The organism is Mesorhizobium sp. Cs1321R2N1, assembly GCF_037179725.1.
GTDB classification, from domain to species: domain Bacteria; phylum Pseudomonadota; class Alphaproteobacteria; order Rhizobiales; family Rhizobiaceae; genus Mesorhizobium; species Mesorhizobium salmacidum.
In genome coordinates this window covers 1-18,536 of sequence record NZ_JAPYKP010000022.1, presented here as the reverse complement: position 1 = coordinate 18,536, position 18,536 = coordinate 1, and the positions used below count along the sequence as shown (strand labels likewise).

Sequence of the window (18,536 nt, the reverse complement as noted above, 5' to 3'; positions counted from 1 at the left end):
ATCAATCCAGCGGCTTGTCGGTAGGCCGGGGCGTGGTGCTCGCCTGGCGTGGCCGGCCGGCATTTCGATTGGCAACCGGATTATTCAGCGGAACGCTCGACGGCCGGGATGCGCCGGCGGTCTTTGGCGTCACCGGCTTTGCGCCGGCATCCGTTGCGTTGGCATCCCGCCTTGGGTGCGGCAGGCCACCGGCATTCGGCGATCGGACGGCGGGTTTCGAGGTTGAACCTTCCTTGGTCATGGTGGCTCCTCTCCTTGCAAGGGAAAACATCTCATGTAGGCAGGTCAATCGTCGGCGCGATCGAAAGTTCCGAGACCGCAACGACACCACGCTGCCGAGGGCGGCACGAGTAAGGACGGAGCGGTTCTTGTGCCCGTGTGGATGTCCCAGCCATGCGGCTGCAAACGTCTTGCAGAGATCGGATACGGCTTCGAGGTTGGCCCCATGCGTGATCACGTCGATCGCGCCGTTCTGGACCTTGGCCAAAAGCGGATCTTCCGTTCAGGCGCGAACAACTCGAATAAGGCGAAGTGGAACAACTGACGTCGATGCAGGTTCGGTGTCGTGCGGCGTCGTCGCTCCCCTTGTTTGACGCTGCACGATCGGGTTCCCCTCAGCCTGATCAGCCCGCGCGCTCCCTTGCCGGGAGGCGCGGGCTTTTCCGTCAGCCGAGCGATCGTGTTTTGAATTCGGGCGGAACAACCCACTCGTTCGGCAGTTCGGCGCGCAGGAGAACCGAAATGCACTATGCCGATGAAATCGCGCTCAGGCGCGTGAAGATGCTGGTCGACCAATATGTTCTCGCCAGAAGCAGGAGGTATGATTTTGTCTCGACCGAGCTGGCGTGCCAGGCCATCCGTCAGGTGGTTCGCAGCCCGATCGAAGATACCGAACTCGATCATTTGCTGGCCCGAAGTGCGGTCAAACAGGGACTTTCCGTGCGGTTCGACCGAATAGGTCACTTGTCGGCTGCTTTACCCGAACTCATTGGGGAAAAGTCAGCATGAGAGCCTTGTGGTCACTGTGTGCGGCATCGGCGTTGCTCGCCTTGGCGGCGTGCAACGACAATGCCGACCCCGTCAAATCCAAGACGGATACGACGAACAGCCAGCCTGTCGACAAGAATCCGGCGACGGATACCAATCCGACACCACAGACCAGTACTGGCGGGGACCAGCAAGGCACGCAGCCAACACAGCCGGCATCGCCCAAGCCGCCTGGCGGTTAAGAGCCATCCGGTCCAGGTGGGCCCGCTGCTTGTCCGGGTATGTGACGCCGCCGGGAAATGCGAAGCGACGCCTGTCTGGCTTCAGCCAATAATTCTGACTGGAACGGACTTAACGGCGGGAACGTGGGCTTTCTTGGCGCGATGCCAGAGGGGCACCAGAGGATTGAGTTCTGGATAATAGCCGGCGCAGTTGCCTTCAGGCACCGAATAGGATGTCACGCGCAAGCCCCGGACGCGCCGCTCGACACCGTCATCCGCATGGGTTTCGAGATCGATCTGCTGCCCCGCGGTCAGTCCGAACCGCTGGATGTCGGCCTCGTTCATCAGCAAGACCATGCGTGTGCCATGGATGCCGCGCAGTCTGTCATCATAACCGTAGACAGTTGTGTTGAACTGGTCATTGGAACGCACCGTTATCAGCGTCAGGACCTTGTACCCCGATATATCGATGTCGGGATTCGTCTCGAGCGTCGTCGGCAGCTTGAAATTGGCTTTCTTGTTCGGCGTCTCCCAAATTCGCTTCGACGCCTTGATGTCGCGATGAAAGCCTCCCGGCGTGAGAAACCGTTTGTTGAACTGGCGAAAATGCTGAGGGATGCAGCGTTCGATCTCATCGCGAATGCGGGAATAGTCGGCAACCCATTCGTCCCAAGGGATCGAGCTCGTGCCTGGTACGGTAGCCTTGGCCAGCTCGGCGACGATCTTCGGTTCTGAAAGCAGATTTGGCGAAGCGGGCGGGCGCGATCCGAAGGAGCCATGGATGCAGGCGGTGGAATCCTCCACGGAAACCGTCTGATCGCCGCTTTCCTGCCGGTCTCTCTCCAGCCGCGACAGGCAAGGCAACAGATAAGTTACCGCCCCGGGGATGAGATGACTGCGGTTGAGCTTGGTCGCGATCTCGACATGCAGGCCAAGTCCCCGCCAGGCTTTCTCGACCAGGCCGGTTTCAGGCACGGCGCGCACGAAATTACCCCCCAGGCCGATAAAGCCCTTCACCGAGCCGGCAATGACGCCTTCGCAGGTCTCGACCGTATCGAGGCCCTTTTCGCGCGGGGGCTCGAAAGCATAGAATTCCGCGAATTTGTCGAGCGGAACGAGTTCAGGCTTTTCAGATATGCCGACGGTGCGCTGGCCCTGGACGTTGGAGTGGCCACGCAGCGGCGAAATGCCGGCGCCGGGTTTTCCGACGTTGCCACGCATCAGCAGCAGATTGCACAGCATCTGCACGTTCTCGGTGCCGTGCCTGTGCTGCGTCAGACCCATCCCGTAATTGCCGATCACCGCATTGGAGCGGCCGTAGACTTCAGCCACATGCTCCAGATCCGCTCGCGCGATGCCCGACCGTGTGACGATGTCTTTCCACTCGGCAGCGCGTAAATAGGCTTCGAACTCAGCAAAACCATGCGTGTGTTCGGCGAGGAACTCGACATCGAGGACACGCGAATTTCCATTCTCCCGAGCCGTGTCGTCGAGTGCCAGCACCGCCTTGGCAATCCCGGTCATCGCGGCAATGTCGCCGCCGCTGCGGACCTGGAAGAAGTCGCTGGACATCTTGGTGCCGGGGCCTGGCGACAACATCTCGATGGGATCCTGCGGATTCTTGAAGCGCTTGAGCCCTCGCTCCGGCAAGGGATTGAAGGTGAAGACCGGCACGTCACGTTGGCGAGCCTCCTGCAGCGGGTGCAACAGCCGCGGCGCCGTCACGCCGGTGTTGTGACCGAAGAAGAACATCATGTCGCATTTGGAAAAGTCTTCGAGCTGCACGGTCCCAACCGGCGAACCGATCGATTCGGGAAGCCCGACCGAGGTCGATTCGTGACACATGTTGGAAGAATCGGGCAGGTTCGACGAACCGTAGATGCGGGCGAAGAGCTGATACATGAATGAAGCTTCCAGCGAGGCGCGGCCGGATGTGTAGAAGACGACCGACTTCGGATCGAGCCGCCGAAGTTCCATGCCGATCTCGGCAAAGGCTTCATCCCAGGAAATCGGCTCATAGCGATCGGTGACAGCGTTGTAGCGCAGCGGATCCGTGAGCCTGCCTTGCTTTTCCAGGTCGCGATCCGGCCAATCGAGCAGTTCGGTGACCGAATGCCGTGCGAAGAAGTCCGGACCGCAACGCAGCTTCGTCTGGTCCCACATGGTGGCCTTGGCGCCATTTTCGCAAAACTCGAAGGGCCGCGGCACCGCTGGCTTGGCCCATGAGCAGGAAACGCACATGTAGCCGTCTGCCTTGTTCTGCTTGAGCAGCGTGCTCCATATTCCCGACATCAGCAGGCCTTCGCCATATGCCTTGCGGATCAAGGAGGACAGGGATCCCCATCCACCCGTCGGGTGGTCGTATTTCTTGATTTCGACATGATCGGTAACGGCGGGTTCCATGACGGTCGTCCTTGCGAATGCCAATACCAAACCTCGCCCTTGCTTGATTGTTCCCGAGTCCGTGAAGCGATCGTCGCTGGTGCAATTCGGCCGCGCTTGCCAGGTTGGTACGGACGATAACCGGTGCCTCGGCATCGGTTCGCGCCTGCGTGTGGAACTATTTTGGTCATTGGCTGTTCGGCAAGGGAAGGGAGCAGCACAATGGAGCGACGCAACGCGGTAATCTCGCTGGCGATAGCCGCGGTCATTATCATCGGTTTCCTGATCGGCTTTCACTACGTTGACATGGGCTGGCGCACTTCGCCCTTGAAACGGGCGCCTGAGCAGAACCAGGGCGGCAACGCTCCCGCGGATACTTCACCGGCCGCGGGCGTCCAGAAAAATCCCAAGGAAAATACCGAAATGCCGGGGCAGCAGTGATCGACCACTACCAGACAACCCCAGCTTGGCTCACCAGTGTCGCTATCCTTCATATGAACTCGGACGAGAGGACGTTGTGCTGTCAGATCCCACCGTTCTGATCCTGATGTATTTTCTTCTCCCGGTCTGGTTGGTAGCTGGTTTTGCAGACTGGCTCTGCCATCGCGCTTCGCATATCGAATCGACGACCGGCGCCAAGGAATCGTTGATCCATCTCCTGATGTTCATCGAGGTCGGCATACCGCTGCTTGCCGCCATGTTCCTCGACGTGAACGCCCTGGTCATAGCCATCATGATCGTCACCTTCTTCATTCATGAGGCCACCGCGATGTGGGACGTTCGCTACGCCACATCGGCGCGCACGGTAACGCCGATCGAACAGCATGTGCACAGCTTTCTGGAGATGATCCCGCTGATGGGGCTGGTCAGCGTCGTGTCCCTTCATTGGGGACAGTTTCTCGCATTGTTCGGGGCAGGACGGGAAACCGCGCGCTTTGATTTTGCCTGGAAATCGCAGCCGCTGCCGGTGACTTATATCGTCTGCGTGATGGCCGTGATCCTGCTTTTCGAATTGCTCCCTTATCTGGAAGAATTCGTCAGGGGGTTACGTGCCAATGCCGGCAGGCTCATTCCACCGAAAGCCAGACGACGCGACCCCGGCCAGACGACCTTGCGGTGAAGCGCTCAGCGGAAACGATGTCCCAGCCGTCTGGGCGCTGGCGCCCTGTGTGGAACATCTCTGCCGGACTGCCCATTATCAGAGGGTGACACGGACATGGAGTTGGTGATGGGCATACTTTCCGATCTGGACAAGAAGCTGACGGACAACATGTATGAACATGGCAGCGCGCTTACCGATGCCGTTGCGGATCTGCCGCGTGCGGTCGTCGAAACCGTCGAGCGGCTGATGCCTTTCATTCAGCCCGAAGCGCGCGAGACAGTGAGAAGTCAGGTTCTCGGCCTGGTCCACGAATACAGGGTCGAGACCCCTCCAGGCGCGGCCGAGCAGGATTGAACTAGCCGTTCTGGTCTATCGCGTGGGGCGCGGGTTGGCTTCCGTTTTGCGCTTTGTGGCCGCTGAACCACAACCAGGCCGCGATGATCACGACCGCCACGATCACTATCCAGGCTATGAGACGAGGCATTGCGGAATCCTCCGTGCCAGCAGTCCATCCACGTCGATGCGGTGATCAGGACGGGTTGAGGTCGGTTCGCCTCGTATTCCAAATACCGCAAGCGATCGTTTGTTCCGCTTGAGTTGGTTTCCATCGTGGCCGGCGGTTCCCTCTCACGGTCCATGTCTTGCGATGGCACCCGTGCGATCATTGATTGACGGCCACACGGGGCACTCTAGATCAATTCATGCCGATCACGATTCGCTTCGGTTGCGGGGAGACTGTTCTTGTGGCGCACCAAACGCCGGCTTTGACCTTCAGTGGCCGTCATCTCAGGCTGGATTATCTGTGCGCCCTGTTGCTTCTGGGCGTTTCGGCGGGATGCTCGTCTTCCGATCGGATCGAGCAGCAATCACAAACTGCGGCATCCGCCGCACAGACCGTATCGATGGTGCTCGATGCCTGGACAAGCGATGCGGCGCCGTTCGCATACACCGCCGGCACACTGCAATCGGTCGGCAAGACACTGGCCGATGCCGAGGCGCAAATCCGATCGGCCGAAACGGCCGAACCCGCCGAGCAGGCTGCATTGGCGACAGCGGTCAAGGATCTGTCGGTCGCGGTGGCTCACGCCGGGGCGGGATTGCAGGCAGGCAATCGAGCGGGGGTCCAAAAAGCAAAACAGGATCTTCAACTGGCCTCGCGCTCGCTTGCCGCCGCCTATGCAAAATATTTCGCGCCGAAGCCATGAAGAAGCTCGTGGAAATATCGCTCGGCGTCGTTACCAGCGTTGGCGGCTTCCTCGAAGTCGGATCGATGGCGACGGCGGCGCAGGCAGGCGCGACTTTCGGGTTCCAACTGATCTGGGCCGTGGTGCTCGGCACCATCTGCATCATCTTTCTGGTGGAAATGGCCGGCAGGTTCGCGGCGGTGAGCCATCACACGATCTGCGATGGCATTCGCGAGAGATTTGGCTTCAACGTCTTTGTGTGGCCGTTGCTTGCCACCTTCTTGCTCAGTCTCATGGTGCTCTCCGCCGAGATCGGCGGCGTTGCCATCGCACTCGAACTTGCCACCGGCATCGGCTTCCAGTGGTGGGCGCTGCCGGTGGCTTTTCTGGCGTGGCTGCTGCTCTGGAAAGGCACGTTCGGCCTCATCGAGAAAGGCGTGTCGATGCTCGGTCTGGTGACCTTGTGTTTCGTCGTCGCGGCCGTGATGCTGAAACCCGATTGGACAGCGGTCGCTGCCGGCGCCGTGCCTTCGCTGCCAGCCCACGATACCGCCAGTTACTGGTTCATGGCGGTCAGCATTCTCGGCGCTTCGATATCGCCGTACCTGTTCATGTTCTATTCCTCCGGGGCCATCGAGGACCAGTGGGACAAGAGCTATCTCGGTGCCAATCGGGCCATAGCGGGACTGGGGATGTCTTTCGGCGGCACCATTTCGGTCGGCGTGCTGATCGTGGCCGCCCTCGTGCTGGCGACGCACGGCATCGACCAGGTGGACGATTATCACCAATTGCCGTTGATGCTGATCCCGGTATTCGGCTTCTGGGGTTTCGTCCTGTTCGTAGCCTCTCTCGCCATTGCCTGCTTCGGCGCTACGCTCGAAGTCGGGCTGCAGCAGGCTTACCTCGTGGCTCAAGGCTTCGGCTGGACGTGGGGGGAGGACCGCAAGCCGCGCGACAACCCAGGGTTCAGCGCGGTGTACACGGTATCGTTGTTTCTTGCCGCCATCCCCATCATGCTTGGTCTCGATCCGCTGAGGCTCACCATCTTTTCCATGGCGCTGACGGCGGCCAGCCTGCCGCTGACCGTGGTTCCATTCCTGTTTCTGCTGAACGACAAACGCTACGTCGGCGAGCATCGCAACGGCATTCTCTCCAACGCCGCGGTCATCTTCATCATCGCGCTCGGCTTTGTGCTGGCAGTGGTGACGATCCCGCTGCAGATATTCGGAGGCACATGATGAAATTGCTGCGTGATCTCCTGGACAAGCAGGTGGTTGACCGCGAACAGGTCAAGATCGGCAAGATCGATGGGCTGGTGGCGGAGTTGCGGCGGGGCAAGCCGCCAAGGATCATTGCGATAGAACTCGGCTCCATCACTTTGGCGCGCCGCCTCGGCGCGAGACCTGGGCGATGGATGGCGCGACTCGCGGCAAAGCTGGGTGGCAAGCGCCATGGCGAGCCGCATCGGATCGCCTGGCACAAGGTGAGGGATATCGGCACCGACATCGAGTTCGATGTGGATGTGCGTCAGACGTCGATCTTCGCCTGGCAGGACTGGTTGCGCGATCATATCATCGGGCGCATTCCGGGAGCTTGATGATGACCATCGTCAATCTCGAACGTCTGGCTGGGCGACGCGTGCTGTCGCAGCGAGGCAAGAGCATCGGCTATATCGAGGAAATCCGCGCTGAACGGGATGGCGACGATTTCGTCGTTACCGAATTCCACGTCGGCATCCACGCTGCTTTCGAGCGTCTTTCAGCGTCGGCCATAGGCGTGGCGGTGCTCGATCTGTTTCGGCTGCGCCGCCGCGATGGTCTGTACCGCATCCCTTGGGACAAGCTCGACATCTCCGACCCGGCGCGCCCGCGGCTGCTGTGCCCGATGACCGAACTCTCCGGCATGAAGAGCGCACCCGATCGTCGCGAATAGGTCGCCGCCGCGCATCGTCGTGAACATTTTCAGCGCAGCATGCTCGCGCCCAGAAAGACCGCGGCGGCTATCAAAACGACAGCTGCAATGACAAACAGCGGCCAGTTGCCGCGAGGCCGCAGTTCCGGTTCGCTTTCGATCGGCCGCATCGCATTGGCGAAGCTGGCGTCGTTCTCGAATTTTGGCCGGGAACGTGGCGGCTCTGCTCCAGCGACCGGATTTTGTGTGTCGGCCGCCTCGGCGTCGGTCTCCAGCGGGACAATGGCGGGATCGAAGCCTGGCGTTTTGTCCTGCGTCGCTCCCGCCTCAATCTCGCCTCTGGCAGAGGCAGGGGTAGGATTTGACATCTTGGCCATGACCTCTCTCTTTCGAACCAAACTCTGCCAAATCGGCAGCGGTGGTTTTGAGACGGCTATATTTGCTCGAGCAGAATCCTGGCGTCCTTGGCCGCAACGATGAACGCCTGTCTTGCGACCTTTGGAGGCTTTTCGCCACGCATCACGGCAAGGCACGCCCTGAGCGCGGCAAGACGCATTTCGGATTTCGGCTTTGGCCAGTCCCGCAGCAGCACTTCAGCGGCATCGGACACAGAGACCACGACCCTGTCTCGGTCAATGCGGCCAGGTTGAATGATGATCGGCTTTCTGAAATGGCCCGCACGCACTTGCCCCTCCCAGACCTGCCCGTTGCTTTACAAAGCCTGCCCAAGGACGAGCCGCGCAGACCGCACGCTAACTCCGCGACCGCCGATTTGTTCCAGCGTACCTGGCGTTGGAATAGCAATGCCTGGAATCACTCGTTTTTCACGGCGTTTTTTTGCAGCCACGCCCGACGGCTCCTTCACGGATTTTGCCGCTGAATGGTCCGCTGGCATGCCGTCTCGATGGGGGAACAAAGCGCATCCCGGCTTGTTAGGTCGCAACGCAAATTCGCTCACCGACAAGGACAAAGCCGATGAAAACACGACATCTTCTCGCCTCCGTCGCAGTTGCTTGCGCTGTTCTCGCAATGCCCGCCTTTGCTGCCGACAGCGCCCAGGATTTCGTCGACAAGGCTGCCGTCGGCGGCAAGTTCGAGGTCGACTCGAGCCAGATTGCCCTGGACAAGGTTCAGGACCAACGCATCAAGGATTTTGCCCAGATGATGATCCGGGACCACGGCGCCGCCAACGCCAAGCTGGAAGCGATCGCGGGCGAACAGAAACTGAAAGTACCGCCGGCGCTCGATGCCCAGCACCAGGGCGATCTGGACAAGCTCAAGAATGCGCAGGGGCCGATCGATCCGGCTTACGTCGACCTGCAGCGCAACGCGCATGACGACGCCGTCAAGCTGTTCGAAAATTATGCAAGCGGCGGTGACAACGCCGCACTCAAGACTTTTGCCCAGCAAACGGTCGGTACGTTGAAGATGCACCAGCAGACGATCGAGAAGATCGCCGCCAGGCAAGACGCCATCACGGGAGCGACAACGCCGGCGGTGAAGACCGACAATATTCCCAACGCCGCCGCTCTCGTCCCCGGCGCAAACAGCTTCACCGAAGCCCAGGCCAAGAGCCGGATCGAGAATGCGGGATATTCGAACGTATCGAAGCTTACCAAGGACGACCAGGGCATCTGGCGCGGCCAGGCGGCCAAAGGAGGCGAAAACCTTAACGTAGGGGTCGACTACCAGGGCAACGTCGTTGCCTCGAGCAAGTGAGCATGGATCAGGAGAAATCACATGAAGACGGTAACCGGACTGTTCGACAATTATGACGACGCGGCCGATGCGGTCGGCGAGCTCGAGGCGACGGGCGTCCCACATTCCAATATCAGCATCGTCGCCAACAACTCGGATGACTGGTATGAGGCAAACCGTTCCGAGGCCGCCGAAGACGCTGGCAGCGGCGCGGGAATCGGAGCTGTGATCGGCGGTGCCGGGGGCCTGCTCACGGGGCTGGGTGTCATGGCCATCCCGGGTGTCGGCCCGGTGGTCGCGGCCGGATGGCTCGCCGCCACCGCCGCGGGGGCGGTTGCCGGCGCCGTGGCTGGTGGAGCGGCCGGCGGCATTATCGGCGGTCTGACAGAGTCGGGTGTGCCCGAGCGCGATGCACACGTCTATGCGGAAGGTGTACGCCGCGGCGGCACCTTGGTGACGGCCAAGGTGGACGACGAACTCGTGCCGAATGCCGAGGAGATTTTGGGTCAGTCCCGATCGGTCGACCTGGCTGAACGCCGCAGGATGTACGAGGCAGACGGCTGGACCGGCTTCGACGTCAATGCAGGCGAATACGCACCCAAGGACGTCGATCGCGACGGCGGCCGCGCAATCAATCGACCCTGAAAGCGGATCCCGGCCCTGGCTGCGACCAGGCCAATGGGCGCAGTGCGGCCGGGTGGAACCATTTCTTCTCGATATGCCTCTAAGGGTGTAGCGGCGCGGCTCGCGCCTTGTCGTCAACTACAAACACGGCGCTCGCTTCACTGACGATAGACACGTGTTCCATGGCGGCCTTGCCCGCAGCAGGGCCATCGCCACGCAGGATCGCGGTGACGATGGCGTCGTGCTCCTGCCAGGATTTCGCCAGGCGTCCGGCCAGCCTGAACTGGGCGCGGCGAAAGGGGGCCAGCCGGCTGCGCGTCATCGCGGTCAACTCGTAGATGTGCGTGCTGTGGGCACCGCGATAGAGCCGGCTGTGGAACTCGGTGTTGAAGTACTCATAATCTTCCTCGGCACCCAGCCGTACCAGCCGCGCCGAGGCCTGATGCTCGGTCTCGAGCTCGCGGCGCTCGCTGCCGGTCATTCGCTCGGCGCAGAAGCGCGCACATATACCTTCCAGTTCGGCCATGCTCTCGAACATCGAGGCGAGGTGCTCCTGCGTGACGACGGCGACGATGGCGCCCCGGTTGGGCCGCCGCTCGACGAGGCCCATGGCGCTGAGTTGGCTAAGCGCCTCGCGCACCGGCGTGCGTGAAACCTCGAAGCGGGCGGCAAGCGAGACCTCGTCGAGTTTTTCGCCGGGACGCAGCACGCCGGTGACGATGCGGTCGCCGATCGCCCTCACCATCTGATCGACCGTCGTGCCCGTCCGGATCAAGCTGCGCTTTCCCGACAAAACTGCTTCGCCTCCCGTGCTTCGGTGTTCCAGGTCGCTGAAATCCTGCGGCCGAACGGCACGATCCCGACTCGGCCGCACCCTCTATGCCTATGTTTTTATCTGCCTGTCAAATTGTCTGTTTTCAAGGCAAAAAGTGCATGCAATTGCCTTTCGCTTGTGCATGCTGCCTCACGAGGCTCATTGATTTTATTTATCAAATTTTGCCGATCGAATTGGCACAGCGATTGCATGCACTTTCTTGAGAAGGCGTTAACCGACCCGGAAAGGGTCCTACAGGGGAGCATAAGAGATGACCGACAGATTCATGCTTAGCCGTCGCCAGTTGCTCAAGACCTCCGCCGCTGGAGCAGCATTAGGGCTTGCTTCCGCGGCCTTTCCCATCAGCAAGGCATTCGCCGCCGCCGCCACCGTCGGCTTCATCTATGTCGGGCCGAAGGACGACTACGGCTACAACCAGGCGCATGCCGAGGGTGCCGCAGCGCTGAAGGGCGTCGAGGGTATCACCGTCGTCGAGGAGGAGAACGTGCCGGAGACGGTCGATGTCCAGAAGACGATGGAATCGATGATCAACCTGGACGGCGCCTCGCTGATCTTCCCGACCTCGTTCGGCTACTTCGACCCCCACATGCTGGCCATGTGCAAGAAGTTTCCCGACATGCAGTTCCGCCATTGCGGCGGTATGTGGGACAAGGCCAAGCACCCGATGAATGCCGGCTCCTATTTCGGTTATATCGGCATGGGCCAGTATCTCAACGGCGTGGTCGCAGGCCACACCTCGAAGACCAAGAAGCTCGGCTTCGTCGCGGCTAAGCCGATCCCGCAGGTGTTGCTCAACATCAACTCCTTCCTGCTCGGCGCACGCTCGGTCGATCCGTCCATCACTTGCCAGGTCATCTTCACCGGCGAATGGTCGCTGGCGGTCAAGGAAGCGGAAGCCACCAACGCGCTGGTCGACCAGGGCGCCGACGTCATCACCTGCCATGTCGACAGCCCGAAAGTGGTGGTCGAGACGGCCGCCGGGCGCGGCGCCTTTGTCTGCGGTTATCACGCCAACCAGAGCCCGCTGGCGCCCGAGAAATACCTGACCGGGGCCGAGTGGAACTGGGCCAAGGTCTATAAGATGTTCGTCGCCGACCTCGTCGCCGGCACGCCGCTGCCCAACTTCACGCGCGGCGGGTTGGCTGACGGCTTCGTCAAGATGAGCCCGCTCGGCCCCGCCGTCGGCGAACCCGCGCGCAAGCAGTTCGACGCTACGCTGGCCGAAATGATGAAGGGCGGCTTCGCCGTCATCAAGGGACCGCTGAAGAGCAACAAAGGGGCTGTCGTCGCCGCCGCTGCCATCGGCGTGGCGTTCAGCGGCGCGCCTTCCTCAATCGTCATTCTTGCCATGGGCGTGGCGGGCGTGGCCGCCGGCGGCATCTGGATCGGTGCTGTCGGCGCGCTGCGCCACTACCGGGCCGTCAACGAAACGATCTCCAGCCTGCTGATGGCCTACATCGCCATCGCGCTGATGAACCAGTTGGTGGAAGGGCCGCTGCGCGACCCGGCCTCGCTCAACAAGCCGTCGACCCAGCCGCTGGCGGATATCTACCGCATCGGCAACATTCCGGGCATGGACGTGCATTGGGGACTGGTTGTCGGCATCGTCGCCTGCATCCTCTCCTGGGTGCTCATCGAAAAGACCCGCTGGGGCTTTGCCGCGCGCATCGCCGGCGGCAATGTGCGGGCAGCGCAAGTGCAGGGGCTGGCCGTTGGGCCGCTCATCGTAGGTTTCACGGCACTTGCCGGCGGCTTTGCCGGGCTCGCCGGCATGCTGGAGGTCGCCGCCGTGCAGGGCAGCGCCAACGCTTCGCTCGCCGCCGGCTATGGCTACACCGGCATCCTCGTGGCCTTCCTCGCTCGCCACAATCCGCTGGCCATCATCCCCGTCGCTATCCTGCTTGGCGGCATCGATGCCTCGGGCGGGCTGATCCAGCGCCGCATGGACCTGCCCGACGCCACCGTGCTGGTGCTGCAAGGCATGATCTTCATCGTCATTCTGTTCAGCGAAACCTTTTACGGCCGCTTCAAGGCCTTCAATCCCGATCTTTGGAAGAGGCCCGATCTCTGGACGAGGGCCACCTGATGGACGCGACCGAGATCGGCCTCTGGGGCGTGCCGCTCGCCATCCTCGGCGGCGCCATCCGCGTGTCGACGCCCTTCATTTTCGTCTCGCTGGGCGAGACGATCACCGAGCGTTCCGGCCGCATCAATCTCGGGCTCGAAGGCACGCTCGTCTTCGGCGCCATGACGGCCTATGCGGTCGCGGTGATGACCGGCTCGCCCTGGCTCGGCCTCGTCGTCGCCGCCGGCGCCGGCCTCTGCTTCGGTCTGTTCCATGGCTGGATCTGCAGATTCCCGAAGGTCAACGACATCGCCATCGGCATTGCACTGATGCTGTTCGGCTCGGGTCTCGCCTTCTTCTTCGGCAAACCGTTCATCAAGCCGAAGGCGCCCAACCTGCCTGCCATTCCCTTCGGCGGCTGGTCCGACGTCCCGCAGGTGCAGGCAGCGCTCGACGTCAACGTGCTGTTCCTCATCGGGGCCGTGCTGTCGGTCGTCCTGTGGTGGGCGTTCCGCAACACCCGCGCCGGCCTCATCGTGCGCGTCGTCGGCGACAGTTCGGATGCTGCCCGCGCCATGGGCCTCAACCCCAATACCGTGCGGCTGCTGGCCACCGGGGTCGGCGGTGCACTGGCCGGCATCGGCGGGGCCTATCTGTCGCTCTACTATCCCGGCAGTTGGACAGAACGCATCTCGTCGGGCCAGGGCTTGATGGCGGTGGCGCTGGTCATCTTCGCGCGCTGGAACCCGCTCGGCTGTTTTGCCGCCGCCCTTCTGTTCGGCGGGGCAGGCGCGCTCGGCCCGGCGCTGCAATCGGTCGGTGTGACGCAGGGCTACTATCTGTTCTATGCCGCCCCCTACATCCTCACCCTCATCATCATGATCGCCACCTCGTCGCCGACACGCTCGCTCGCCGGCGCGCCAGGCGAATTGTCGATCACCAAATGACTGGAGTTTTGCCTGTGAACGCCAGAGCCGAAATCACCCAGCATACGATCGACGCAGAGCCTTATCCGTGGCCCTACAATGGCGATCTGCGGCCCGACAACACGGCGCTGATCATCATCGACATGCAGACCGATTTCTGCGGGCCGGGCGGCTATGTCGACCACATGGGCTACGACCTGTCGCTGGTGCGGGCTCCGATCGAACCAATCAAGGCCGTGCTCTCGGTGATGCGGGCCAAGGGCTACACCATCATCCACACGCGCGAGGGCCATCGGCCCGATCTCGCCGACCTGCCGGCCAACAAGCGCTGGCGCTCGCGCCGCATCAATGCCGGCATCGGCGACCCAGGTCCGTGCGGGCGCATCCTGGTGCGCGGCGAGCCGGGCTGGGACATCATCCCCGACCTCTACCCGATCGAGGGCGAGCCGATCATCGACAAGCCGGGCAAGGGCTCGTTCTGCGCCACCGATCTTGAGCTGATCCTCAACCAGCGCGGCATCGAGAACATCGTGCTCACCGGCATCACCACGGATGTCTGCGTCCACACCACCATGCGCGAGGCCAACGACCGCGGCTATGAATGCATGATGCTGGAGGATTGCTGCGGGGCCACCGACCACGGTAACCATCTGGCGGCGATCAAGATGATCACGATGCAGGGCGGCGTCTTCGGCACGGTGTCGAATTCGAAGGCGCTCATCGCGCAGCTGCCGTGAGGAGGGCGCTATGAGTGACAGCGTCAGAAAAGCCCTCGGCGTCGAAACCATCGGCATGACCATGCGCTTCGGTGCCTTCACGGCGCTGGACGCCGTATCGGTGAAGGTGCCGGCGGGCTCGTTTCACGCGCTGCTCGGCGAGAACGGCGCCGGCAAGTCGACGCTGGTCAAATGCATGATGGGTTTTTATCACCCGACTTCCGGCGGCATGCTGGTCGATGGCCGGGAGGTCAAGATCACCAGCCCCAGGGATGCCTCGGCGCTCGGGCTCGGCATGGTCTACCAGCATTTCACGCTGGTGCCGTCGCTGACCGGAGCTGAGAACCTTGTCATCTCGCGGGAAAAGGTGCCCGGCATCATCGACTGGCGCAAGGAGCGGGGCGATCTTGCCGTGTTCATGGAGCGCATGCCGTTCAAGCTGCCGCTCGACGTCAAGGTGGCGGAGCTTGCCGCCGGCGAGAAGCAGAAGCTCGAAATCATCAAACAGCTCTATCTCGGCCGCTCCTTCCTGGTGCTGGACGAGCCGACATCGGTGCTGACGCCGGGCGAAGCGCAGGAGGTGCTGGGGCTGGTGCGCGACATGACCAAGGCCGGCGACCTCACAGTTCTGATGATCTCGCACAAATTCCATGAGGTCACGGCATTCGCCGACGATGTCAGCGTGTTGCGCAAGGGCAAGCTGACGGGAACTGGCCGCGTCGCCGACCTCGACCACAAGGCGATGGCGGCGATGATGATCGGCGACCAGCCGATCGTCACGCTTGACAGCCGCGCGACGCCGAAACCCGATGCCGAGATCGTGCTCAAGGTCAAATCGCTGAAGGCGCCGGATCGAACCGGGCTGAAGTCGATCAGCATCGAGGACCTCGGCGTGCGCTCCGGCGAGATTGTCGGCATCGCCGGCATTTCCGGAAACGGCCAGAAGGAGTTTCTGGAAGTGCTTGCCGGCCAGCGTCCGCGTGACGCCGGCGAGGTGTTGGTGCGCGGTGCCGCCTATGCCGCGACGCGTGCCGAGGCGCGGGCGCTCAATGTGCGGCTCATTCCCGAAGAGCCGCTGAAGAATGCCTGTGCGCCGAAAATGACGGTGGCCGAGAACATCTGCTTCCGCACCTTCGACATGGACGGCAATGGCAGGCGGGTGAACTGGATCAGCACCGGCGCCATTCGCGCCTTCAGCGCCCGCCTGGTCGAGCAGTTCAAGGTCAAGACCGCCTCGCTGTCCTCGCCCATCGCCTCGCTGTCGGGCGGCAATGTGCAGCGCGCGGTGCTGGCCCGCGAACTGACCGGCGAGGTCGACCTGCTGATCGTCTCCAACCCCTGCTTCGGCCTCGATTTCTCGGCGGTGGCCGAAATCCGCGCCCGCATCATGAAGGCGCGCAACGCGGGTGCGGCCGTGCTGTTGATGTCGGAAGATCTCGACGAGCTCTTGGAATTGTCCGACCGCATTTTCGTCATGTCGGATGGCGCGCTGGTCTATGAGACGCCGATCGGCCGGGCGAGCGTGCAGACCATCGGCGAGCATATGGCGGGACATCATTGATGGCGGAAATCGACGCGCAGCCGTTCGCCTTTTCGTTCAAGCCCGACACGATGGCGCTGGTCGTCATCGACATGCAGCGCGATTTTGCCGAGCCCGGCGGCTTTGGCGCCAGCCTCGGCAACGATGTCAGCCGCATCGCCGCGATCGTGCCGACAGTGAAAAAGCTGATCGAGGGGTTCCGTGCCGCCGGCCTGCCTGTGATCCACACGATGGAGTGCCACCGCGCCGACCTCTCCGACCTGCCGCCGGCCAAGCGCAACCGCGGCAATCCGTCGATCCGTATCGGCGATGTCGGACCGATGGGCCGCGTGCTGATATCAGGCGAACCGGGAACGGCGATCCTCGACGAGTTGGCGCCACTGCCCGGCGAGATCGTCATCGAGAAGCCGGGCAAGGGCGCCTTCTATGCGACGAGCTTCGGTGACGAGCTGAAGCGGCTTGGCGCGCAGCAACTGGTTTTCGCCGGCGTCACCACCGAGGTCTGCGTGCAGACGACGATGCGCGAGGCCAATGATCGCGGCTATGAGTGCCTGCTCGCCGAAGATGCGACGGAAAGCTATTTTCCGGAGTTCAAGGCAGCGGCGCTTGCCATGATCCGCGCCAAGGCGCCATCGTCGGCTGGACGGCGACGACCGACCAGGTGCTGCAGGGAGTTGCGAATGGCTAATCTGAGTTTTGCCGGTCTCGTCAGTGGCGGCTGGCGCGAGCTGGCGTTCGAGCCTTTTCGCGACGGCATCACGGTGCATTGGCTGCTCAAGGGCGGACCGGTCGAGCCGTCGGTGGCTATCCTCGACTATCGGGCCGGCGCCGGCGTGCCACGCCACCGCCATGTCGGGCTGGAAACCATCGTCGTGCTCGAGGGCACGCAGAGCGATGAGAACGGCGATTATCCCCGGGGCAGCGTCATCCTGAACCCGGTAGGGACCGAGCACTCGGTGTGGACTAAGGACGGCTGCGTCGTGCTGATCCAGTGGGACCTGCCGGTAATTATTCTGGGGGAGGCCACATGAGTGAGATCCGCTTCGATATCGTCAGTCTGCACGCGGCCTATGCCAGCGGCCTGACTGTCGCGGATATGATCGATGCCGTGCACGCCCGCATCGTGGCGGCTGACGATCCCGGCATCTTCATCCATCTGCCCGGGAAGACGGACATGCTGGCGCAGGCACAAGAGCTCGGACCGTTCGATCCAGCGACCAAACCGCTGTGGGGCGTCCCGTTCGCGGTCAAGGACAATATCGATGTCGCCGGCATGCCGACCACAGCAGCCTGCGCCGAATACGCCTATGTGCCGGAGACGGACGCTACTGTCGTGGCGCGGCTAAAGGCGGCCGGCGCGCTGGTCGTCGGCAAGACCAATCTCGACCAGTTCGCCACCGGACTGGTCGGCGTTCGCACGCCTTACCCGATCCCGAGGAACGCTGTCGATGCCAGCCTTGTGCCTGGCGGCTCGTCCTCAGGGTCGGCGGTGGCGACGGCGCGTGGCATCGTCTCCTTCGCGCTCGGCACCGACACGGCTGGGTCCGGCCGCATCCCCGCCGGCCTCAACAATATCGTCGGGCTGAAGCCGACTGTCGGTGCGCTCTCGGCCGCCGGCGTGGTGCCAGCCTGCCGCACACTTGACTGCGTCTCCGTGTTCGCACTCACCGTCGAAGATGCCTATACGGTGTTCGGCGTCGCGGCGGCCGAGGATCCGGCCGACGCCTATTCGCGCGCGATCAAGGTGCCGGCGCTTGCCGCCCGGCCGCCCGTGCTGAATGTCGGGGTGCCGGCGAAAAGCGACCTGAAGTTCTTCGGCGACGCTTCGATGCAGGTCGGCTTCGAGGCAGCACTTGGCCTTCTGGAAACGCTTGGCTGCCGGCTGGTCGAAATTCCGTTCAGCGATTTCTACGCCACCGCCAATCTTCTCTACCAAGGCGCCTGGGTCGCCGAGCGCTACGCGGCGATCAGCGACTTCATGGACGTCAACGAGGCCGCCATGCATCCGGTGACGCGCAAGATCATCGGCGGCGCCAGAAGTCTTTCGGCGGCCGACGCCTTTCGCGGCCTCTATGCCTTGCAAGCCTACAAGGCGAAGCTCGCCCCGGTCGTCGCCTCGGTCGACCTCTTCTGCGTGCCGACCGCGCCTACGCATTACACCACAGCCGCGGTGCTTGCCGATCCGGTCGTGACCAACAGCCGGCTTGGCACCTACACCAACTTCGTCAACTTGCTCGATATGTGCGGCGTCGCCGTGCCGACAGGCAAACGCGGCGACGGCCTGCCGATGAGCGTCACGTTCTTGGCGCCGGCCGGCCGCGATGCGCTGACGGCGATGCTCGCCC

The 18,536-nt window shown here is 62.5% G+C and carries 21 protein-coding genes and 1 pseudogene; 17 read left to right on the top strand and 5 right to left on the bottom strand.

Going from position 1 to position 18,536, the window contains the following annotated elements; genetic code table 11:
* Position 1: 1 nt before the first annotated feature.
* Positions 2–487, bottom strand: a complete 486-nt coding sequence (locus tag O7A61_RS08750; protein ID WP_337129377.1) for a hypothetical protein — start codon at positions 485–487, stop codon at positions 2–4.
* Between the two features lie 254 nt (positions 488–741).
* On the opposite strand from O7A61_RS08750, the gene O7A61_RS08745 reads away from it, so the two are divergent.
* Entirely contained in the window at positions 742–1,008 is a 267-nt protein-coding gene (locus O7A61_RS08745; protein ID WP_337129376.1) for a hypothetical protein, read from the top strand.
* Positions 1,009–1,310: 302 nt separating this feature from the next.
* On the opposite strand, the gene O7A61_RS08740 is transcribed toward O7A61_RS08745, so the two are convergent.
* Positions 1,311–3,611, bottom strand: coding sequence for an FdhF/YdeP family oxidoreductase (locus tag O7A61_RS08740; RefSeq protein WP_337129375.1), 2,301 nt, complete (start codon positions 3,609–3,611; stop codon positions 1,311–1,313).
* 201 nt (positions 3,612–3,812) lie between these two features.
* Here O7A61_RS08740 and O7A61_RS08735 point away from each other — a divergent pair, with 201 nt between their 5' ends.
* The 7 genes from O7A61_RS08735 to O7A61_RS08705 all read left to right on the top strand — a co-directional run bounded on the left by O7A61_RS08735 (position 3,813) and on the right by O7A61_RS08705 (position 7,808).
* Positions 3,813–4,031 carry a hypothetical protein gene (locus tag O7A61_RS08735; RefSeq protein ID WP_027144351.1) on the top strand — a complete coding sequence of 73 codons (219 nt, stop codon included), beginning with the start codon at positions 3,813–3,815 and terminating at the stop codon, positions 4,029–4,031.
* Positions 4,032–4,107: 76 nt separating this feature from the next.
* The gene (locus tag O7A61_RS08730; protein WP_140503992.1) at positions 4,108–4,710 is read left to right on the top strand and encodes a diguanylate cyclase; all 603 of its coding nucleotides are present in this window, start codon (positions 4,108–4,110) and stop codon (positions 4,708–4,710) included.
* Between the two features lie 108 nt (positions 4,711–4,818).
* Complete coding sequence (locus O7A61_RS08725) at positions 4,819–5,046, top strand: hypothetical protein (protein WP_337129374.1); 228 nt, start codon at positions 4,819–4,821, stop codon at positions 5,044–5,046.
* Between the two features lie 548 nt (positions 5,047–5,594).
* Positions 5,595–5,897, top strand: coding sequence for a hypothetical protein (locus O7A61_RS08720; RefSeq protein WP_337129373.1), 303 nt, complete (start codon positions 5,595–5,597; stop codon positions 5,895–5,897).
* Entirely contained in the window at positions 5,894–7,114 is a 1,221-nt protein-coding gene (locus O7A61_RS08715; RefSeq protein WP_140712588.1) for an NRAMP family divalent metal transporter, read from the top strand. The genes O7A61_RS08720 and O7A61_RS08715 overlap by 4 nt, the downstream gene beginning before the upstream one ends.
* The gene (locus O7A61_RS08710; RefSeq protein ID WP_337129372.1) at positions 7,114–7,473 is read left to right on the top strand and encodes a hypothetical protein; all 360 of its coding nucleotides are present in this window, start codon (positions 7,114–7,116) and stop codon (positions 7,471–7,473) included. Before O7A61_RS08715 ends, O7A61_RS08710 begins: the two co-directional genes overlap by 1 nt.
* Positions 7,474–7,475: 2 nt before the next feature.
* Positions 7,476–7,808, top strand: coding sequence for a hypothetical protein (locus O7A61_RS08705; protein ID WP_027144357.1), 333 nt, complete (start codon positions 7,476–7,478; stop codon positions 7,806–7,808).
* Positions 7,809–7,837: 29 nt separating this feature from the next.
* On the opposite strand, the gene O7A61_RS08700 is transcribed toward O7A61_RS08705, so the two are convergent.
* On the bottom strand, positions 7,838–8,155 hold the full coding sequence (locus O7A61_RS08700; RefSeq protein ID WP_415926810.1) for a hypothetical protein: 318 nt from the start codon (positions 8,153–8,155) through the stop codon (positions 7,838–7,840).
* Positions 8,156–8,220: 65 nt separating this feature from the next.
* Positions 8,221–8,472, bottom strand: a complete 252-nt coding sequence (locus O7A61_RS08695) for a DUF982 domain-containing protein (protein WP_027144359.1) — start codon at positions 8,470–8,472, stop codon at positions 8,221–8,223.
* A gap of 290 nt (positions 8,473–8,762) precedes the next feature.
* On the opposite strand from O7A61_RS08695, the gene O7A61_RS08690 reads away from it, so the two are divergent.
* Together O7A61_RS08690 and O7A61_RS08685 are read left to right on the top strand one after the other, a co-directional pair.
* Positions 8,763–9,506, top strand: coding sequence for a DUF4142 domain-containing protein (locus O7A61_RS08690; RefSeq protein ID WP_337129371.1), 744 nt, complete (start codon positions 8,763–8,765; stop codon positions 9,504–9,506).
* Between the two features lie 21 nt (positions 9,507–9,527).
* Positions 9,528–10,130 (top strand): general stress protein, encoded by a 603-nt coding sequence (locus O7A61_RS08685; protein ID WP_337105918.1) that lies wholly within the window; start codon positions 9,528–9,530, stop codon positions 10,128–10,130.
* 79 nt (positions 10,131–10,209) lie between these two features.
* Here the strand turns inward: O7A61_RS08685 and O7A61_RS08680 are convergent, their stop codons facing one another.
* Positions 10,210–10,884 (bottom strand): GntR family transcriptional regulator, encoded by a 675-nt coding sequence (locus tag O7A61_RS08680; RefSeq protein ID WP_337129370.1) that lies wholly within the window; start codon positions 10,882–10,884, stop codon positions 10,210–10,212.
* A gap of 310 nt (positions 10,885–11,194) precedes the next feature.
* Between O7A61_RS08680 and O7A61_RS08675 the strand changes: the two genes are divergently transcribed.
* From O7A61_RS08675 to atzF, 7 genes and pseudogenes are all read left to right on the top strand, one after another.
* The gene (locus tag O7A61_RS08675; protein WP_337129369.1) at positions 11,195–13,030 is read left to right on the top strand and encodes a BMP family ABC transporter substrate-binding protein; all 1,836 of its coding nucleotides are present in this window, start codon (positions 11,195–11,197) and stop codon (positions 13,028–13,030) included.
* Complete coding sequence (locus tag O7A61_RS08670) at positions 13,030–13,956, top strand: ABC transporter permease (RefSeq protein ID WP_337129368.1); 927 nt, start codon at positions 13,030–13,032, stop codon at positions 13,954–13,956. The genes O7A61_RS08675 and O7A61_RS08670 overlap by 1 nt, the downstream gene beginning before the upstream one ends.
* A gap of 14 nt (positions 13,957–13,970) precedes the next feature.
* A complete protein-coding gene (biuH, locus tag O7A61_RS08665; protein ID WP_337129367.1) occupies positions 13,971–14,672 on the top strand; it encodes a biuret amidohydrolase in 702 nt (233 codons plus the stop codon).
* 10 nt (positions 14,673–14,682) lie between these two features.
* Positions 14,683–16,212, top strand: coding sequence for an ABC transporter ATP-binding protein (locus O7A61_RS08660; RefSeq protein WP_337129366.1), 1,530 nt, complete (start codon positions 14,683–14,685; stop codon positions 16,210–16,212).
* A pseudogene (locus O7A61_RS08655) lies at positions 16,212–16,879 on the top strand (cysteine hydrolase family protein). Before O7A61_RS08660 ends, O7A61_RS08655 begins: the two are co-directional and overlap by 1 nt.
* On the top strand, positions 16,872–17,222 hold the full coding sequence (locus O7A61_RS08650) for a cupin domain-containing protein (RefSeq protein WP_337129365.1): 351 nt from the start codon (positions 16,872–16,874) through the stop codon (positions 17,220–17,222). Before O7A61_RS08655 ends, O7A61_RS08650 begins: the two are co-directional and overlap by 8 nt.
* Positions 17,219–18,536: allophanate hydrolase (gene atzF, locus O7A61_RS08645; RefSeq protein ID WP_337129364.1), on the top strand; the 1,318-nt coding region annotated here is incomplete at its 3' end. The genes O7A61_RS08650 and atzF, both read left to right, overlap by 4 nt.

Bases quoted from the DNA above. Each gene is read 5' to 3' on its own strand.
- O7A61_RS08745 (WP_337129376.1), top strand. From the start codon at position 742: ATGCACTATGCCGATGAAATCGCGCTCAGGCGCGTGAAGATGCTGGTC.
- O7A61_RS08740 (WP_337129375.1), bottom strand. From the start codon at position 3,611: ATGGAACCCGCCGTTACCGATCATGTCGAAATCAAGAAATACGACCAC.
- O7A61_RS08735 (WP_027144351.1), top strand. From the start codon at position 3,813: ATGGAGCGACGCAACGCGGTAATCTCGCTGGCGATAGCCGCGGTCATT.
- O7A61_RS08725 (WP_337129374.1), top strand. From the start codon at position 4,819: ATGGGCATACTTTCCGATCTGGACAAGAAGCTGACGGACAACATGTAT.
- O7A61_RS08720 (WP_337129373.1), top strand. From the start codon at position 5,595: ATGGTGCTCGATGCCTGGACAAGCGATGCGGCGCCGTTCGCATACACC.
- O7A61_RS08715 (WP_140712588.1), top strand. From the start codon at position 5,894: ATGAAGAAGCTCGTGGAAATATCGCTCGGCGTCGTTACCAGCGTTGGC.
- O7A61_RS08710 (WP_337129372.1), top strand. From the start codon at position 7,114: ATGAAATTGCTGCGTGATCTCCTGGACAAGCAGGTGGTTGACCGCGAA.
- O7A61_RS08705 (WP_027144357.1), top strand. From the start codon at position 7,476: ATGACCATCGTCAATCTCGAACGTCTGGCTGGGCGACGCGTGCTGTCG.
- O7A61_RS08700 (WP_415926810.1), bottom strand. From the start codon at position 8,155: ATGTCAAATCCTACCCCTGCCTCTGCCAGAGGCGAGATTGAGGCGGGA.
- O7A61_RS08690 (WP_337129371.1), top strand. From the start codon at position 8,763: ATGAAAACACGACATCTTCTCGCCTCCGTCGCAGTTGCTTGCGCTGTT.
- O7A61_RS08685 (WP_337105918.1), top strand. From the start codon at position 9,528: ATGAAGACGGTAACCGGACTGTTCGACAATTATGACGACGCGGCCGAT.
- O7A61_RS08675 (WP_337129369.1), top strand. From the start codon at position 11,195: ATGACCGACAGATTCATGCTTAGCCGTCGCCAGTTGCTCAAGACCTCC.
- O7A61_RS08670 (WP_337129368.1), top strand. From the start codon at position 13,030: ATGGACGCGACCGAGATCGGCCTCTGGGGCGTGCCGCTCGCCATCCTC.
- O7A61_RS08660 (WP_337129366.1), top strand. From the start codon at position 14,683: ATGAGTGACAGCGTCAGAAAAGCCCTCGGCGTCGAAACCATCGGCATG.
- O7A61_RS08650 (WP_337129365.1), top strand. From the start codon at position 16,872: ATGGCTAATCTGAGTTTTGCCGGTCTCGTCAGTGGCGGCTGGCGCGAG.